General features: G+C 67.9%; 16 protein-coding genes, 1 tRNA gene and 1 pseudogene. 9 read left to right on the forward strand and 9 right to left on the reverse strand.

What is annotated here, in order from left to right:
* Positions 1–129 precede the first annotated feature (129 nt).
* Together N0A24_11675 and N0A24_11680 are read right to left on the reverse strand one after the other, a co-directional pair.
* The gene (locus N0A24_11675; protein MCS7174003.1) at positions 130–1,941 is read right to left on the reverse strand and encodes a PEP-utilizing enzyme; all 1,812 of its coding nucleotides are present in this window, start codon (positions 1,939–1,941) and stop codon (positions 130–132) included.
* Between the two features lie 12 nt (positions 1,942–1,953).
* Positions 1,954–3,471 (reverse strand): ABC transporter substrate-binding protein, encoded by a 1,518-nt coding sequence (locus N0A24_11680; GenBank protein ID MCS7174004.1) that lies wholly within the window; start codon positions 3,469–3,471, stop codon positions 1,954–1,956.
* A gap of 140 nt (positions 3,472–3,611) precedes the next feature.
* Here N0A24_11680 and N0A24_11685 point away from each other — a divergent pair, with 140 nt between their 5' ends.
* Both N0A24_11685 and N0A24_11690 read left to right on the forward strand, forming a co-directional pair.
* A complete protein-coding gene (locus N0A24_11685) occupies positions 3,612–4,559 on the forward strand; it encodes an aldo/keto reductase (GenBank protein ID MCS7174005.1) in 948 nt (315 codons plus the stop codon).
* Positions 4,559–6,142, forward strand: coding sequence for an amidohydrolase (locus N0A24_11690; GenBank protein MCS7174006.1), 1,584 nt, complete (start codon positions 4,559–4,561; stop codon positions 6,140–6,142). The genes N0A24_11685 and N0A24_11690 overlap by 1 nt, the downstream gene beginning before the upstream one ends.
* A gap of 22 nt (positions 6,143–6,164) precedes the next feature.
* Here N0A24_11690 and N0A24_11695 read toward each other — a convergent pair.
* The 7 genes and pseudogenes from N0A24_11695 to N0A24_11725 all read right to left on the reverse strand — a co-directional run bounded on the left by N0A24_11695 (position 6,165) and on the right by N0A24_11725 (position 8,521).
* A pseudogene (locus N0A24_11695) lies at positions 6,165–6,599 on the reverse strand (methylated-DNA--[protein]-cysteine S-methyltransferase).
* Positions 6,600–6,644: 45 nt separating this feature from the next.
* A complete protein-coding gene (locus N0A24_11700; protein MCS7174007.1) occupies positions 6,645–6,848 on the reverse strand; it encodes a hypothetical protein in 204 nt (67 codons plus the stop codon).
* A gap of 7 nt (positions 6,849–6,855) precedes the next feature.
* Entirely contained in the window at positions 6,856–7,032 is a 177-nt protein-coding gene (locus N0A24_11705; GenBank protein ID MCS7174008.1) for a hypothetical protein, read from the reverse strand.
* 114 nt (positions 7,033–7,146) lie between these two features.
* Positions 7,147–7,773 (reverse strand): Fe-Mn family superoxide dismutase, encoded by a 627-nt coding sequence (locus N0A24_11710; GenBank protein ID MCS7174009.1) that lies wholly within the window; start codon positions 7,771–7,773, stop codon positions 7,147–7,149.
* Between the two features lie 72 nt (positions 7,774–7,845).
* Positions 7,846–8,013, reverse strand: coding sequence for a hypothetical protein (locus N0A24_11715; GenBank protein MCS7174010.1), 168 nt, complete (start codon positions 8,011–8,013; stop codon positions 7,846–7,848).
* A gap of 39 nt (positions 8,014–8,052) precedes the next feature.
* The gene (locus tag N0A24_11720; GenBank protein ID MCS7174011.1) at positions 8,053–8,406 is read right to left on the reverse strand and encodes a hypothetical protein; all 354 of its coding nucleotides are present in this window, start codon (positions 8,404–8,406) and stop codon (positions 8,053–8,055) included.
* A 28-nt stretch (positions 8,407–8,434) separates the two neighbouring features.
* Positions 8,435–8,521 (reverse strand) — tRNA-Leu (locus N0A24_11725).
* A gap of 44 nt (positions 8,522–8,565) precedes the next feature.
* On the opposite strand from N0A24_11725, the gene N0A24_11730 reads away from it, so the two are divergent.
* The 7 genes from N0A24_11730 to N0A24_11760 all read left to right on the forward strand — a co-directional run.
* Positions 8,566–10,851 (forward strand): DEAD/DEAH box helicase, encoded by a 2,286-nt coding sequence (locus N0A24_11730; GenBank protein ID MCS7174012.1) that lies wholly within the window; start codon positions 8,566–8,568, stop codon positions 10,849–10,851.
* Positions 10,852–10,875: 24 nt separating this feature from the next.
* Positions 10,876–11,718 (forward strand): 16S rRNA (cytidine(1402)-2'-O)-methyltransferase, encoded by an 843-nt coding sequence (rsmI, locus tag N0A24_11735; GenBank protein ID MCS7174013.1) that lies wholly within the window; start codon positions 10,876–10,878, stop codon positions 11,716–11,718.
* 66 nt (positions 11,719–11,784) lie between these two features.
* Positions 11,785–12,198, forward strand: coding sequence for a gamma-glutamylcyclotransferase (locus N0A24_11740; GenBank protein ID MCS7174014.1), 414 nt, complete (start codon positions 11,785–11,787; stop codon positions 12,196–12,198).
* Positions 12,195–13,400: a S41 family peptidase gene (locus N0A24_11745; GenBank protein ID MCS7174015.1), complete on the forward strand. Its 1,206-nt coding sequence runs from the start codon at positions 12,195–12,197 to the stop codon at positions 13,398–13,400. Before N0A24_11740 ends, N0A24_11745 begins: the two co-directional genes overlap by 4 nt.
* Positions 13,401–13,468: 68 nt before the next feature.
* Positions 13,469–14,620 carry a divergent polysaccharide deacetylase family protein gene (locus tag N0A24_11750; protein MCS7174016.1) on the forward strand — a complete coding sequence of 384 codons (1,152 nt, stop codon included), beginning with the start codon at positions 13,469–13,471 and terminating at the stop codon, positions 14,618–14,620.
* Positions 14,621–14,629: 9 nt separating this feature from the next.
* Positions 14,630–15,601, forward strand: a complete 972-nt coding sequence (locus N0A24_11755; GenBank protein ID MCS7174017.1) for a proline dehydrogenase family protein — start codon at positions 14,630–14,632, stop codon at positions 15,599–15,601.
* Between the two features lie 47 nt (positions 15,602–15,648).
* On the forward strand, positions 15,649–16,295 hold a 647-nt coding region (locus tag N0A24_11760), incomplete at its 3' end, for a branched-chain amino acid ABC transporter substrate-binding protein (GenBank protein ID MCS7174018.1).

A 16,295-nucleotide genomic window follows, 5' to 3' on the forward strand; every position in this document is an offset into this window, starting at 1 on the left:
CTTTGGGAGATCGCCCGGAAGGTGGCGGAGGCGGGGTTGCCTCCGCCCGCCACCCTGGTGGTGGGAAGGGTGGTGTGCCTGAGCCCGCACGGGCCCGCATCGCGATCGCGTTGCGGTTCTCTTAAGCCCTCAATCTAGGATCCTTACGATCCCCGCGTCCCCATCGATCCAGAGCCTCTGTCCGGTCCGGATGCGCTTCGTGGCAGAACCGGTTCCGAGCACCGCGGGGATTCCGAACTCCCGGGCCACGATGGCCGCGTGGGACATCAGTCCTCCCGCGTCGGTCACCGTCCCTCGCACCCGGGAGAGCACCGGAGTCCAGCTGGGCTGCGTCGCATAACACACCAAGATCTCCCCATCCTGCACTTCCGTGAGCTGCTCAGTTCGGAGCACCACCCGGGCGATGCCCTCTGCGGTACCCGGTGATGCCCCGATGCCCCGGAGGACCTTCCCTTCCTCCCGCACCCCCTCCGCCCACTCCCGGAGGCGTTCCGGAGTGATCCCCCCGAGCATCACCACCGCGGGATCCACCACCGCTTCCGGGAGCTGCCCCAGTGCGGGGAGGGGGATCCATCCGCGCAGCCGTTCCAGGATGGCCCGCCTGTGGTCCACGATCCTTTGCCAGTAGTGCCCGCCCTTGGCAGAAACCCCGATGGCCCAGCCCAGAAGCATGTCCATCAGAGCCGTGTGGACCTCCGTCCAGTGGAGGTAGAAGATATCCTCCTCGTTGTGGAGGATGCCCTGCCGGGTGAGGAGCCGTCCCAGCTCCCGTACCTTGTTCCAGAAGATGCTCTGGTACCAGTGCTCCACGTAGAATTGGTGGTCCTCGATGGCGTAGTACACGTTGCGCACAAGATCCAGGAGCTCTTCGAAGGCCTTCCGGTCCTCCTCCGTCTGCAGCAAAGCCCGGTACCCCTCCGTGATCCGGTCCCGCTCCCGGCGGCGGCCTTCTCTGTCCCGTTCCAGGGACTCACCCCGTCTCGCCTTTGCCACGTAGTCACACAGGATTCCGAAAACAGTCCCCGGATCGTCCGCCCATGTCCGGAAGTGATGCTGGAGCCCGTCCCCCGTGTTCATGAAGAACCAGGGATCCGAACTCCGACGCCACTCCTCCAGCCATGCCCGACCTGCGTCGGTCTGTTCCAGCTTCTGGAACACCTCCTTCACGTCCGCCACGGGCTCGAAATAGCCGTCCACCCCGAGCTCCACCGCACGCCGCGCCAGGCGCTTCAGCTCTTCGTTGGGGCGGAACGTGGTTACGTCGATGGCGCCCACCATTTGGGTGATGGCTTGGTCGGAGATCTCCGGGAACGCTCTTCTGCAGAACTCGTAGAAGGTGAAGTAGGCGGCGAACCCGATGAGCACCACCTCCATGTGGTACTGCCACACCCGGAAAACGCTCTCCAGGAGGCGGTGGTATGTGGCGAGGAGGTCCAGGGCGGAGCCATACCCTCGACGCTCCACTACGAAGGATTCGGGTTCCACCTCGGGGAGGTCCCCGAAAGAGAGTGCCCTCAGCCGTTCGATCTCCGCCTGGACCTTCTCCTTCCATTCCGCATAGATGTCGTTCCAGTGCGTGTAGTAGTATCCAGCCCGCGTCTGAAACAGCTCCGCCCGTTCCAGGATCCTCTGAGGGTCCTGGACCGGAATCGGGCTGATGTAGAGGTATCCGTTCAGGATGCGGGCCGCGATGCCCATGGCGGGAGGGACTGCAAAGGTGCGGCTGTTCATCTGTCCCAGAGCTAGGTGGGTGGCCTCCACCATGATGGCATCGAAGGGCGCGAGCACTTCCGCGAAGTGGATGGTTCCAAATATCCACAGGCTCTGCTCCTCCCACGCTTCCCCGAACCGGAGGTAGTAGGGATAGAGTGCCTCCCACCCCTCTGCGCCCGGAGGGGTCTGAATCTCACGGGGGCTGGGGAACAGGAGGGGGGAGGTCATGAGAAGCTGCCCTCAGCGCCGCTCCACCCACGCCTCCGCAGGCTTCCAGAAGGGCCAGGCGACCCCCCGCATGTGGTGGGTGTTGTGTACGTGCGGAGCAGCTACGTACACCCGGGGACCCATCCACAGCGGGATCACCGTGCGATCCTCGAGCAGCAACCGGTGGACGGCCTGGGTCCGTGTGGGCTCCGGCTGCAGGGTGGCGATGGACTGCTGGAAGAGGGACTGCAGCTGCGGCGGCCGACGCAGGCTTACGTATCCCTCCGGAGCCTCGATGTAGTAAAAACCGATCATGCTGTTGTAGTTCGCGAAGAACCCATAGAGCTGCACCAGAAACCCCGTCCAGCCCTTGGTCTGGTACTCCCGGTACCGGCCGATCTCCGGGAACTCCGGATCTGCCTGGATGCCGATCTTCGAGAGGTACCGCTGAATGGCCACCACCGCATCCCGTTCCACGAAGGGCGGAGCGATGAGCCGTGTCTGGAAACCATTGGGATACCCGGCCTGGGCGAGCAGCTCCTTTGCGCGGTTCGGATTGTAAGGGGTCGGAGGGAGATCGCGCAGGTAGGCACTGTGTTCCGGGAAGGCGATCTGATTGGTGACCTGCAGGACCCCCGGACCCAGGGCCTGCACGATGGCCTGCCGGTCGATGGCGTACGAGACGGCCTCCCGGACCTCCCGCTTCGCGAGCGGGGAGTTGGCGTTGGCGCTGTCCGGCACCAGCATCACGATGTAGTTGGGAGCACCCACCAGCCGGAAACCCGCGGCCTGCAGCTCCCGGATGACACGGGGGTCCTGGATGCCCGCCACGTCCACCTGCCGGGCCAGGAGGGCTGCCTTGAGGGTCTGGAGGTCGCGGATGAACCGCAGCTCCAGCTCGTCCAGGTACGGTTTACCGCGGTCCCAGTACTGAGGGAACTTCCGGTATCGGACGTAGCTGTCCCGTTCGTACCGGACGAACTGGAACGGCCCGGTCCCCACGGGATGCCACCGTGCGCGCTCCAGCCCCATCCTCGAGATGGCCTGCGGGGAGACCACCATGGCGAAGGTTCCCGCGAGACCCACCAGGATCCGGTTGTCCCACCGCCGGTACACAAGCCGCACTCGATCCGGCTCCAGGACCTCTACCCGGACGAGGTCCGGAAAGCGGCCTGCCTTCTTCTGGTTTTCCAGGGCGAACCGCACCGCCCGGGCGTCGAAGGCGGAGCCGTCGTGAAACCGCACACCCTGGCGGAGCAGCAGGGTGAGCTGCCGACGGTCCGGGGAGAGCTCCCACCGGCGGGCGAGGAGCGGCCTGGGGGTTCCGTCCCGGTCCATCCAGATGAGAGGCTCCAAGGAAGGGATGGCGGGGATGGTGCCGAAGGCCGTGATCTCCCAGGGAACCCCGAACGGTTCTCCCGGGGGTTCGTCTACCACCCGCAGGATCCCCCCGTAGGGTCCGGCCGGGCTGGAGCTGGCCGTCCCGACGAGGGCCAAAATCCCGACGACCGCAACGATCCCCGCTACAGACAGGCTGGGCCTTCTCCGCATCGCCCCCACCCCCTCAGGATGCCCCCCACGGGCTTCTTGGACGATTTTTGTACGCCATTGCCCCTGGGAAATCCTTCCGGCCGCGGAGCCCTATCCGCCACAATGGGAACGGTATCCAGGGAGGTTAGAGGAGGTGTGGGGTGAAGTATCGGCGGTTGGGCACCACGGGGCTGAAGGTTTCGGTAGTGGGTCTGGGCGGGAACAACTTCGGACGGGTGTGTGACGCGGAGCAGACCGTCCGGGTGGTCCATAAGGCCCTGGAGTGCGGGATCAACTTCTTCGACACCGCGGACAGCTACGGAGGCGGGCAGTCGGAGGAGTTCCTGGGGCAGGCTCTTCGGGGACATCGGGAGGGGGTGGTGATCGCCACCAAGGTGGGATGGGAGCTGGGCCCGAGACCCAACGAGCGGGGAGCCTCCCGTGCCCGGATCCTGGCGGGCATCGAGCGCAGCCTCCGGCGCCTGCAGACCGACTATGTAGACCTCTATCAGATTCACCGGTGGGACCCAGAGACGCCCCTGGAGGAGACCCTGGAGGCGCTGAACGACCTCGTGCGCCAGGGAAAGGTACGGTACATCGGGTGCTCCAACTTCGCCGCTTGGCAACTGGTCTGGTCCCTGTGGCTCGCGGACCGCCGGGGCTTTGCGCGATTCGCCACGGTGCAGCCGGAGTACAGCCTCCTGGACCGAGCTGTCGAACGGGAGCTGTTGCCCGCGTGTGCTTCCCTGGGAGTGGGCGTGATCCCGTACTTCCCCCTGGCCGGAGGGCTGCTCACGGGCAAGTACCGGGAAGATGAACCCCCACCTCCGGGGAGCCGGTTCGCGCGACTGGAGCACATGCGGAACCGGTTCGCCACTCCACGGAACTTCACCATCGTGCGACGGCTGGAGGAATGGGCCCGGGAACACGGATACGGACTGGCACAGCTCGCCATCGCGTGGCTGCTCCACCGGCCCGCGGTGTGCACGGTGATCGCAGGCGCCACGCGGCCAGAACAGGTGGTGGAGAACGCCCGGGCTGCGGAGGTGCAGCTGAGCCCGGAGGACGTGGAGGAATTGGCCGCTTTGGCTCCCCTGGAAGGCGCGTAGTGCGGGGCGTTCGGTTCCATAACGGTCGGATCTACACCCTGAACCGCGCGGACACCGTGGCGCAGGCTCTGGCCTGCTGGCAGGGCCGAATCGTGGCCGTGGGGACGGATGGAGAGGTTCGGGATCGATTCCCGGAGTTCGCGGAGGTGGACCTGGGGGGGCTTGTGGTCCTCCCCGCCTTCACGGACGCGCACCTGCACCTAGTCGCCCTCGGTCTTTCCCGCCGCTGGGTGAACCTGGAAGGGGTGGGCTCCCTCCGGGACGCGGTTCTGCGGGTGGCGGAGGCGGTGCGTCGGGCCACTCCGGGCAGCTGGATCCTGGGACGCGGGTGGGAGCCGAGCGGGTGGCCCGAAGGACGGCTGCCCAGCCGGGCAGACCTCGACGCGGTTTCCCCAGAGAACCCGGTAGTGCTGTGGAGCCGGGATGGGCACCTCCTCTGGTGCAACTCCCTAGCCCTCATCCGGGCGGGCCTGGGGCCTGGGACGCCGGATCCACCCGGCGGAACCATCGACCGGGAAGGAGAAGACCCCACCGGGGTGCTCCGGGAGGCGGCCACGGCCCTCGTGGCCCGGGCGGTTCCGCCGCCTCCGGAGGGGGAGGTGGAATCCGCAATTCTGGAGGCGGTGCGCGACCTCCATCGGTACGGGATCACGGGGGTACACGAGATGGTAGGCCCGGCCGAAGATCGCTCCGTGCTTGCGGTTCTGCAGCGTCTACACCAGGCGGGGAGCCTGCGGCTCCGGGTGGTGGTCGCGATCCCCGCACACCGCCTGGAGGAAGCCCGGCGGCTCGGGCTGCGTTCGGGCCTGGGGGACGAGTGGCTGCGGGTGGGCTTTGTGAAGATCTTCGCGGACGGCACCCTGCGTTCGCGGACCGCGGCCATGCTGGAACCCTACGAGGGGCAGCCCCAGAACGTAGGGATTGCCGCGTACGAGCCGGAAGAGCTGCGAGATCTCGTGGCCCGGGCCGCGCGGGCGGGGTGGCCCTGCGCGGTGCACGCCATTGGCGACCGCGCGGTCCGCTGGGTCCTCGACGCCTTCGAGGCTGCGCAGGAGGTGAGCCGCCGTTGCGGGCTTCGCCATCGGGTGGAGCACGCCCAGCTGGTGCACCCGCTAGATCTGCCGCGGTTCGGGCGGCTCCGGCTGGTGGCCTCCATGCAGCCCTCCCACTGCGCGAGCGATGAGGCGCTCGCGCGGCAACACTGGGGTGCCCGCTCCCGGTGCGCCTATGCATGGCGGTCCCTGCTCCGGAGCGGGGCCGTGCTCGCCTTCGGGAGCGATGCGCCCGTGGAGGCCCCGGATGTGCTGCGGAGTCTGTACGTGGCGGTTTTCCGCCGCCACCCGGAGGATCGGAGGGAGCTTCCAGGCCCGGAGGAAGCCCTCTCCGTCTGGGAGGCCCTTCGGGCCTATACCCTGGGTCCTGCGTACGCCGCGGGGGAGGAGTACCTCAAGGGAAGTCTGGAGGTGGGAAAGGTGTGCGATCTCGTGGCGCTGGATCAGGACATCCTGCAAAGGCCTGAAGCGCTCCCGCAGACGCGGGTGCGGATGACGGTCCTCGGGGGAGAGGTGGTCTTCTCCGAGTAGATCCGAGGAGGACTCCTTCCAACCTGAGCAGCGCCCGCTTCCGGTGCACTCCCCATCCATATCCGCCTAGCCCCCCGTCGCTACGGATCACCCGGTGGCAGGGGACGAGGACGGCCACAGGATTGGCGGCGCATGCCTGGCCCACGGCCCGGACCGCCCTGGGGTGCCCGATGGCCCGGGCCACCTCCGCGTAGGATCGAACCTCGCCCCGGGGAATGCTCCGCAGGGCTCGCCACACGGTCCGCTGGAACGGGGTTCCCCAAAAGTCTACGAGCAGATCCAGCACCGTCGAGGTACCGGCGAGGTAGGCCTGCAGGGAGGAGACGAACACCCGCAGCTCTGGATCCGCCTCCCCCCGCTCGGCCTGAGGGCTCATCCGGCGGATGAGACGCTCCAATGCGGCCTTCTCCCCCCACATGACCGCACACACCCCCCGCACGGTGGCGGCCACCAGCATCCTTCCCAGGGGGGAGGGGGCCACCGCGTAGACGACCCTCATCCCCTAGATTCCCTCCTCTTCCTCTTCCTCCAGGTCTCCTGGTCCCCACTCCTCTTCCGGGAACTCCTCGAGGCCTTCCGAGACCTCCTGGGTTTGGAAGCCGCACTCCGTGCACTCGTAGACGTACGCGGAACTGACCTCGTCCGAGACCACCAGCTCCATCTCCGCACCGCACACGGGGCATGGACGGGTGAGGGGCAGGGCCATGAGGGGCTCACTGGAGGTAGGAGCGGCGCGGAGGCATTTCGTCGTCCAGGGAGCGGAGCCCCTCGGGTTCCACCCGGTGCCCGCAGATGGGGCACTCATACCAGGAGGCCTCCCGGGCCCGAGGCTCGAACCGGAGCTCCATCACGGTTTCGCAGTATGGGCAGCAGAGCCGCTGTTCCCGCATCCCCCTTGCCCCCCTTCCGGTGGGTGCGGTGAACTTTCTTTGCCGCGAGGGAAATTCCTCCTCGGCCCGCGAAAAAAGGACGGCTTCCCTGCCCCCTCCCGGGGCCCGGAGGGCTTAGGATCCCGTCACGCCCGCGTGCCGCAGGATGCCGAACCGCTCCGCCCGACGGACCACCGCCTCCCAATCGAGGTTGCGGAAGAAGGCGTCGATGTAAGCGCCCTTGTTGGTGCCGAAGTCGATGAAGTAGGCGTGCTCGAAGACGTCCAAGGCCACCAGCGGCGTGCAGTTCCACACGGGGTATGTGTTCTGTTCGTCGCCGATATAGTTGAAGAGTCGCCCCACGTCCCAATCGTAGGCGAGCCACGCCCATCCCCGGGCCGCGATCCCCGTGGCCTTCAGGTCCTTCTGCCACTCCTCGAACGAACCGAAGTCCCGTTCGATGAGCTGCAGCAGCGCTCCCTGGGGCTTGCCGCCTGGGCCGCCCAGGTGATCGAAGTAGATCTCGTGGTTCTTTACACCCCCGAGGGCACGGGTGAGCTCCACCTTCAGCTCCCGGATGTCGGAGTAGGTGGGGTTGGCCTTGGCGGGGTCCTTGTCCAGGGCTGCGAGCTTCTCCAGGATCTCATTGGCCTTGTTCACGTAGCCCTGGTAGAGCTTGTAGTGCTCCTCCATGGTGCGCTTGCTGATGCCGTCCAGCTCCACCTCGAAGGACCGGAACTTCTTGGCCTCGTACCGAACCATTTTCGTCTCCCTCCTTTCCCGGGAGAATTCGCGCACCGGTGTTGACTTGGGTCCAGTATACCACGCGCCCGGCTAAGGGCGCTCCATGGGCTCCCCCGTCCGGGCATCCAACAGCACATAGTCGGCCTTCCGGTAGATCTCCGTGGCCCCGCAGTGAGGGCAGGTATGGTAGTTGGCCGCAAAGGTTCCCTTCCGGAAGGACTCCGGGTCTGTGCGTACGTGGGTGTCGTACCTCCTCATGCAGGCCTTGCACACCACATGGAGCGCAATCCTCGCCACCTACGCCCCCGGCAGCTGCTCCCGACGCCAGATGAGCTTCTGGCCCTCTCGGTACACGGGCTCGGGGAGCTCCCCGGCCTCCAGCCGACGCACGAGCTCTCCCGCGGGAAGACCCAGCAGCGCGGCCGCCTCATAGGTGGTGAGGATGGCCTCCCCTCGGGCGACCGCCTCGCACACCCTCCGCAGGAACCGGTCCGGCCCGGGCCGGTGTATGATCAAGCCGATGGCGGACCTGCCCCGGGGGTGGGCCTGCTTGAGAAGGTTCGTGAACCGCGCGAGGTCCTCCGGAAACCCGCGGAGGTGCGGGAGGACCTCCAAGTCTTGGGTGGGAGAAAGGGCCGATTCGTCGGACATGCGAATCCCCCTGCCGGGTCGGAGGGGATGGTGCCGGAGGAGGGATTTGAACCCCCACGGGCTTTGCGCCCACTACGCCCTGAACGTAGCGCGTCTGCCGTTCCGCCACTCCGGCCCGTGCAGCATTCCATCGTAGGAAAACCGGAGGAACCCGTCAAGGTGTCGGCCGACCTCTCCGCGCTCCTCCGCTTCCTGCGTGCCCGGTACGGGGACCGGATCGTGCACGTAGAGTCCTTCCCTCCCCGCACCGCGCGGTACGCGGACCCCCTCCACCCCCTCGCCCCTCCGCTGCGGAACGCCCTGAGGCGAAAGGGGATCGAGCGGCTGTACCTCCACCAAGCCCTGGCCGTGGACGCGGTACGGGCAGGGGAGTCCGTGGTGGTCACCACCTCAACCGCGAGCGGGAAAACCCTGTGCTACACCCTTCCCATCCTGGAGCGCATCCTCCGGGATCCTCGCATCCGGGCCCTGTTCGTATACCCCACCAAGGCCCTCGCCCAGGACCAGCTGGATGCGTTGCGTTCTCTGGGACTGCGCCTCTGGGCTGGGATTTACGATGGGGACACCCCACCCAGGGACCGGTCCTACATCCGGGACACCGCCCAGATCCTCCTGACGAACCCCGACATGCTGCACATGGGGATCCTTCCCCAGCACCGCCGGTGGGCCCACGTGTTCGCGAACCTCCGGTACGTGGTCCTCGACGACCTCCACGTGTACCGGGGGGTGTTCGGAAGCCATGTGGCCTTGGTGCTGCGCCGACTCGAACGCGTCTGCCGGGCCTACGGGGCCGAGGTGCAGTTCCTCTGCACCTCGGCCACTCTTGCAAACCCTTGGGACTTCGCCCTGCGCCTCCTCGGCCGGCCCGTGCGGGTCATCTCGGAGGACGGGTCCCCGCGACACGCCCGGCACTTCCTCCTGTGGAACCCGCCCCTGGACCCCTCCGGTCGCTTTCGCCAAAGCCCCTATCGGGAGGCCACGGAGCTCTTCTGCACCCTGATCCGGAAGGGGGTGCGCACCATCGTGTTCACCCAAGCCCGCAGGACCGCGGAGCTCATCTACCGGTATGCCGCGGATCGCCTGCCCCCGGAGCTGGCCTCCCGCATCCAGCCCTACCGGGCCGGCTATCTGCCCGAGGATCGGCGGGAGATCGAGCGGCGGCTGTTTACCGGGGAACTCATGGGCGTGGTCTCCACCAGTGCCCTGGAGCTGGGGATTGACGTGGGAGCCCTGGACGCTGCGGTGCTGGTAGGGTTTCCGGGGACCGTGGCGAGCCTCGAGCAGCGCTCGGGCCGGGCCGGACGGACCGGGGAGGGTCTGGTGGTGCTCATCGCGCTTGCGGATAGCTTGGATCAGTACCTCATGCGCCACCCGCGGTTCCTCTTCGGCCGGCCCGTGGAGGCGGCGGTGGTGGACCCCTACAACCCCTACCTGCTGGCGGACCACCTGCGGTGCGCCGCCGCGGAGATCCCCCTCACGGAGGAGGACTTCGCCCTCTTTGGGGAACCCGCCCGGGAGGTGGTAGGGTGGCTGGTGGAACGGGGGGATCTCGCGCGTCGGGCAGGCTGTCTGCACTGGCGGGGCCCTCGGTACCCGGCCGCGGAGGTGAACATCCGATCCGGGGGAGGACCGGTGATCCGGATCGTGGACGAGCGCGGGGCGCTGCTGGGCACCGTGGAGGAGGCCCGGGCCTTTCCGCAGGTACACCCGGGGGCGATTTACCTGCACCGGGGCGAGACGTATGAGGTGGAGGACCTGGACCTCCACCGGGGGATCGCGCGGGTGCGGTGGATCGCCGCGGATCACTACACGGAGGCCCGCACCACCACCGATCTCCTCATCCGCCGGGAGCTCCTGCGAAAGCCCCTCGGTCCTGCGGAGGCCTATCTGTCCGAGGTGGAGGTGACCACCCGGGTGGTGGAGTATGCCTGCAAGCGGCTGGAGACGGATCAGGTGCTGGGGGTGTTCCCCGTGGACCTGCCGCCGCAGCGGCTGCGCACCGTGGCGGTGGGATTCGATGTTCCGGAGGACCTCGCGGGGCGCATCCGGCGAGCCGGACTGGATCTCGCGGGGGGGATCCACGCGGTGGAGCACGCGGCCATCGGACTGCTGCCGCTGTTCAGCATGTGCGACCGGTGGGACATCGGTGGAGTCAGTTACCCCCTGCACCCACAGACGGGCCGCGCCTCCATCTTCGTGTACGATGGGTATCCGGGCGGGATGGGGTTTGCGGAGCGCGCCTACCAAGTGCTGGAGGAATGGCTGGGAGCCACCCTGGAGGCCGTCCGGACCTGTCCCTGCGAGGAAGGGTGCCCCTCCTGCGTCCAGTCGCCCAAATGCGGGAATGGCAACCAGCCCCTGGATAAGACCGCGGCCATCCTGCTGCTGGAGGCCCTCCTGCGGCCTGGGGCGGATCCCGGGCGGGAATCCCGTGGGTCCGCCTGAGCGGTTCAGGAGGTGGGAAAGGCCATGACGAGGAAAACGGGGACCCTGTACGTGGTCGCCACCCCCATTGGGAACCTGGAGGACATCACCCTCCGGGCCCTGCGGATCCTACGGGAGGTGGACCTGATCGCCGCGGAGGACACGCGGCATACCGCCAAGCTCCTGCAGCACTACGGGATTCAGAAGCTCCTGCTCAGCTATCACGAGCACAACGAGCGCCGGCGCACGCAGGAGCTCCTGATGCTCCTCCGCACGGGCCGGTCTGTGGCCCTGGTGAGCGACGCGGGCACCCCGGGGATCTCGGACCCCGGCTACCAGCTCGTCCGGGCGTGCGTGGAGGAGAGAATCCCGGTAGTCCCCGTGCCCGGCCCCAGCGCCATTCTCGCGGCGCTGGCGACCAGTGGACTCCCCACGGACCGGTTCCTGTTCGCGGGATTCGTGCCCAGAAAGTCCTCCGAGCGCCGCCGGTTCTTCGAGGGGCTTCGGGAGGAGCGAGGGACCCTCATCCTGTTCGAGTCCCCGGAGCGGATCGTGGAGAGCCTGCGGGACCTGCGGGCGGTGATGGGCGACCGGAGGGTGGCGGTCTGCCGGGAGCTCACGAAGCTGCATGAGGAAGTCTTCCGGGGTTTTGTCCGCGATGCCATCGCGCGCCTGGAGGCGCATCCTCCCCGGGGCGAGATCACCTTGGTGGTGGAAGGTGCTCCTCCTCGGTCCCCAGAGGCCGAGGAGGCGGAACAGGAGCTGCGGCGGCTGCTGGAGCGGGGGGAATCCGTGCGGGACGCGGCGGAAGCGGTGGCCCAGGCCTACGGGATCTCCCGGCGGGAGGCGTACCGGCGGGCCCTGCGGATCCGAGGGGTTGAGGGGTGATGCGGTACGTGTACTTCCGGACCCACAGGGGCAGGCAGCTGCAGCAGGCACTCTGGAGTCCTTGAGATGTCCGCTTCCGGTCCTCCCGTACGCCTCTTCGTGTACGGCACCCTGCGGGATCCGCGACTCGTGCGTCGCCTCACCGGCCGCACCTTCCCCACGGAGCCCGCCTGCCTGCCCGGATGGCGGCTGCTATCGCCCCGGCAGACCCGCTCCGGCTACCCGGAGATCGTGCCGGACCTGCGGGCGAGCGTTTCGGGACTGGTGCTGCACGATGTGGATTCCGCCTCCCTATCTGTGCTCGACGCCTACGAAGAGGGGTACGTGCGCCGGAGGGTTCAGGTGCTCGTAGCAACCGGCGTGCAGGAGGCGGAGGTCTACGTTCCGGCCTACGTGCTAGGCGAGGATGCCGCGTCCCGCTATCATGGACCCAGACGTGCGGGGCGGGATCCTGGAGCGGATCCGGGGAGGAGTGGATGAGGAGAAGCCGGGCAGCGGTCCTGTGGATGGCGGGTCTTGTGGCCCTCCTGCTGGCGTTCTCCGCGGGCTATGCCCTAGGCAGTCGCGCGGGGGTGGAGGCGGCGGATCCCCGGAACGAGGGACTCCGGATGCTCCAATCCCTCTCTGAGGCCCTGGCGCGGCAGTACATCCGGAAGGACCTGGACTGGCGGGCCCTCTACGACGGCGCGGCCCGGGGCATGCTGCAGGCCTTGGACGACCCCTATACCGCCTTCTTCGACGCCCAGGGGTTCCGGCGGTTCCAGGAGGACTTCCGCGGGTACTTTTTCGGCATCGGGATCTTCATCGAGAAGCAGGAGCGGCGCCTGCTGGTGGTGGCGCCCATCGAGAATACGCCCGCATGGCGGGCGGGCCTGCGGCCCGGAGACCATATCACCCACATCGATGGAACCCCCACCGCGGAGATGCCCATCGAGGAGGCGGTGGCCCGGATCCGGGGGCCCCGGGGAACTCAGGTGCGCCTGCGGATCCAGCGGGGGGAACGCACCTTCGAGGTAACCATCACCCGGGATCGCATCGAGATCACCAGCGTGCAGGGGGAGGAGGCGCTTTCCGATCGAGAGCGCCAGCTGCTCCGCGGGGCCGATCTCTCGTACATCCGTATCCTCGCCTTCAACCAGGACACCGCGGACCGATTCGCCCGCCAGATGGTGCGGGTCTCTCAGGTGCAGACTCAGGGACTGGTGCTGGATCTCCGCAGCAACCCCGGGGGACTCGTGGACCAGTGCACCCGGGTGGCGGACTTCTTCGTACCCTCCGGACCCATCGTGCATGAGGTGGACCGGGACGGCCGGACGCGCACCCTCTACGCCACGGCCCGGGAGAAGTACCGAAAGCCCGTGGCAGTCCTGGTGAACGAGGGAACCGCCTCCTGCAGCGAGATCCTCGCGGGCGCCCTCCAGGACACCGGGATCGCGATCCTGGTCGGACAACGCACCTTCGGCAAGGGCGTGATCACCTCCGTGGTGGACTTACCGGGAGGTCGCGGCGCCACCATCACCACCGCCAAGTATCTCACCCCGAAGAGGCGGGACATCCACCGGAAGGGAATCCAGCCGGACATCGTGGCCGGAGACCGCATGGAGGGGAAGACCCCTCAGGAGCTGGAGGCCATCCGGTTCGAGCAGCTCCGAAGGGCGGTGGATGCCCTCCGTCGCCGGTAGGGCTACCCGTGCCCTCCCGGGCCTCCCGCAGGCGCCGCCGGCCCTCCCAGGGGGTGTGGAGGTGGGTTGTGCTGATCGGGGTGGCCTTGGCCGCGGGGATCCTCCTCTGGGGCCGGACCCCCCAAAGGGAGCCGGTGCGTTCCTTTCGCCCATCGCCCACGCCCCTTATCCCTGTGGCCAAACCGTCTCCGCATCCCCCGCGGAAGGTCATAGATCTGGGGCGGGAGGCGTGGGGAATCCATCGCGTGGTTCTGCGTGTCCTTCCCCCAGACACCCAGATCCACCGGGAGACAGAGGAGATACGGAGGGACGGCACGACCCGCTGGCCCTGGTGGCGGTACCGGGCCCACCTGGCACCGGGGCAGAACGTAAAGGCGGTGCTCGGTCAGCTGGTTCAGGAGGTGGAACAGGAGGGAGGGGTTCTGCTCGGAAGCCGTCCCGAGGGGGTAGGGCAGGTGGTGGAGTTCGGGATGGAGTACCGCGGCCGTCTGCTCCCCGTGCTCCGTCTACGCCTCGTTCCCTCTGAGCCCTCCGGTCCCATTCCCCGCCCCCGGGTGGCCTTCATCCTCGACGACGCGGGGGGACGTCTGGAGGAACTGGACCGGGCCACTCGGATCGGACGACCCGTGGCCCTTGCCATCCTGCCCGGGCTTCCCCACAGCACGGAGCTCGCCCGGCGGGCTTCGGGGGCTGGCCTGGACGTCCTCCTGCACCTTCCCATGGAACCGGAGGACCCCGAAAAAGTACGAGCCATGGGCCCAGGAGGCGTGTACGGGGAGATGTCCGAAGAGGAGATCATCCGGGTGGTGCGATCTCACCTCGACCGACTCCCAGGGGTGGTGGGGATCAACAACCATATGGGCTCCCGGGGTACTTCGGACCCCCGGGTGGTGCGGGCAGTGATGCGGGTGGTGCAGGAGCGAGGACTGTTCTTCGTGGACTCCCGAACCTCTCCCCGGAGCGTGGCGGAACAGGTCGCGGAGGAGTTGAAAGTACCCATTGCCGTCCGGTCCGTGTTCCTGGACAACGATCCGGCTCCGGAGGCCATCCGGCAGCAGGTGCGCCGGGCCGTGGCCCTTGCCCGCAGGCGCGGAAGCGCCCTGGCCATCGGCCACATCAACCGGCCCCACACGGCGGAGGTCCTGCGGGAGATGGTTCCGGAGGTGGAGGCGGAGGGCGTGGAGATCGTGTCCGTCCGCGCCCTCCTCCACAGGCCGTAGGAAGGTCCCATGGAGCTGACAGGTGCCCTGCGCCGGTTCTTCGTCTTCCTCTCGGAGCAGCAGGCCTTGCGGAGGTGGGTGACCCGGAACGGATGGGCAAATCGGGCCGCTCGACGGTTCGTGGCGGGGGAAACCCTGGAGGAGGCGTGCGATGCCGCGGCACGCCTCAACGCACAGGGAAAGGCGGTTACCCTGAACCTCCTGGGAGAGCGCACCACACGTCCGGAGGACGCCCAAGCTGCGGCGGTGCTGTACCGGAAGGTTCTGGAGGAGATCCACCGCCGCTCGCTGCACGCGGATCTCGCCGTGAAGCTCACACAGCTCGGCCTTGACCTCTCCCCAAAGCTCGCGGAGGAGAACCTGGATGGCATCTGCACACAGGCCCGGCGTCTTGGAGGGTTTGTCTGGATCGACATGGAGGCAAGCCGCTACGTGGAGGCTACCCTGGAGGTGTACCGGAACCTGCGCGCCTCCGGTCATGGGCCGGACACGGTGGGGGTAGCCCTCCAGGCCTACCTGTACCGCTCGGAGCGGGACCTGGAGGATCTCCTCCGCCTCGGGACCCGCATCCGCCTCGTGAAGGGAGCCTACGCGGAGCCCCCGCACATCGCCTATCCCCGCAAGGCGGACGTGGATCGGGCCTACGTGCGGCTCCTGGAACGGCTGCTGCGGCAGGGCTACCGGCCCGCCATCGCCACCCACGATGAGCGGATCCTTGCCCACGCCCGAAGCTTCGCCGAGGCGCACGGGATTCCCCTCGACCGGTTCGAGTTCCAGATGCTGTACGGGGTGCGACGGGACCTCCAGGCTCGGGTGGTCCAGGAGGGCGGTCGCCTCAGGGTATACGTGCCCTTCGGTCCGGACTGGTACCCCTACTTCATGCGCCGCCTGGGAGAGCGGCCTGCCAACGCGGCCTTCCTCCTCCGGAGCCTGGTGCAGGAGAGTCCTGGAGGGTTTGGACGCCCCTCCGGCGTAGAATAGGGACGGTGCAGGTCCACGAGACTCTTCGCAAAGGGGGGATCTTCAGGATGTACCGCGCTAGCCTGGTCCGGACGTTGCTGGTGGTAGCACTCCTGGCCTTCGTCGTGGGGAGCATCTACCTCGTATCTCCCGCGGCCCCGGTCCGCCTGGGGCCCGTGACGGACGAGTGGGGCGTGGTCCGCGTGGCCCGCGGACAGCCCATCGTGATCGCGTACTGGCTGGTGGTGGCAGGACCCGACGCCAGCCTGGGAGTGGACAGCCGGCGCGGAATCGAGATCGCCATCGACGACAAGAAGACCGTGGCGGGCCACCCCGTGCGGCTGATCGGCGAGGACACCGGGTGTAACGCAGAAGGCGGCACCACCGCGGCCACCAAGCTGGCGGCGAACCGCCAGATCGTGGCGGCCGTCGGGAGCAGCTGCTCCAGCGAGGCCGTCCCGGGTGCGCCCATCCTGTGCAAGGCGGGCATCGTGACCGTGTCCCCCTCCAACACCGCCCCGCGCCTGACGGACCCCAAGCGCGGTCCTGAGTACGCCTGCTACCTGCGGACCGCCCACAACGACCTGGTGCAGGGGCGGGCGGCGGCGCAGTTCGCGTACCACTTCCTGGGTGTTCGCCGGGCGGCCACCATCCACGACGGCAGCCCGTACGCGGAGGGGCTCGCGAACGTGTTCGCGGACGTGTTCAAGCGCCT

It is taken from the genome of Armatimonadota bacterium (assembly GCA_025059775.1).
Taxonomy (GTDB): Bacteria; Sysuimicrobiota; Sysuimicrobiia; order Sysuimicrobiales; family Sysuimicrobiaceae; genus Sysuimicrobium.

What these genes read in the sequence shown, in the direction of transcription:
- N0A24_11745 (MCS7174015.1), top strand. Translation starts at nt 12,195, where the DNA reads ATGAGGAGAAGCCGGGCAGCGGTCCTGTGGATGGCGGGTCTTGTGGCC.
- rsmI (MCS7174013.1), top strand. Translation starts at nt 10,876, where the DNA reads ATGACGAGGAAAACGGGGACCCTGTACGTGGTCGCCACCCCCATTGGG.
- N0A24_11715 (MCS7174010.1), bottom strand. Translation starts at nt 8,013, where the DNA reads ATGAGGAGGTACGACACCCACGTACGCACAGACCCGGAGTCCTTCCGG.
- N0A24_11705 (MCS7174008.1), bottom strand. Translation starts at nt 7,032, where the DNA reads ATGCGGGAACAGCGGCTCTGCTGCCCATACTGCGAAACCGTGATGGAG.
- N0A24_11720 (MCS7174011.1), bottom strand. Translation starts at nt 8,406, where the DNA reads ATGTCCGACGAATCGGCCCTTTCTCCCACCCAAGACTTGGAGGTCCTC.
- N0A24_11710 (MCS7174009.1), bottom strand. Translation starts at nt 7,773, where the DNA reads ATGGTTCGGTACGAGGCCAAGAAGTTCCGGTCCTTCGAGGTGGAGCTG.
- N0A24_11675 (MCS7174003.1), bottom strand. Translation starts at nt 1,941, where the DNA reads ATGACCTCCCCCCTCCTGTTCCCCAGCCCCCGTGAGATTCAGACCCCT.
- N0A24_11755 (MCS7174017.1), top strand. Translation starts at nt 14,630, where the DNA reads ATGGAGCTGACAGGTGCCCTGCGCCGGTTCTTCGTCTTCCTCTCGGAG.
- N0A24_11740 (MCS7174014.1), top strand. Translation starts at nt 11,785, where the DNA reads ATGTCCGCTTCCGGTCCTCCCGTACGCCTCTTCGTGTACGGCACCCTG.
- N0A24_11680 (MCS7174004.1), bottom strand. Translation starts at nt 3,471, where the DNA reads ATGCGGAGAAGGCCCAGCCTGTCTGTAGCGGGGATCGTTGCGGTCGTC.
- N0A24_11700 (MCS7174007.1), bottom strand. Translation starts at nt 6,848, where the DNA reads ATGGCCCTGCCCCTCACCCGTCCATGCCCCGTGTGCGGTGCGGAGATG.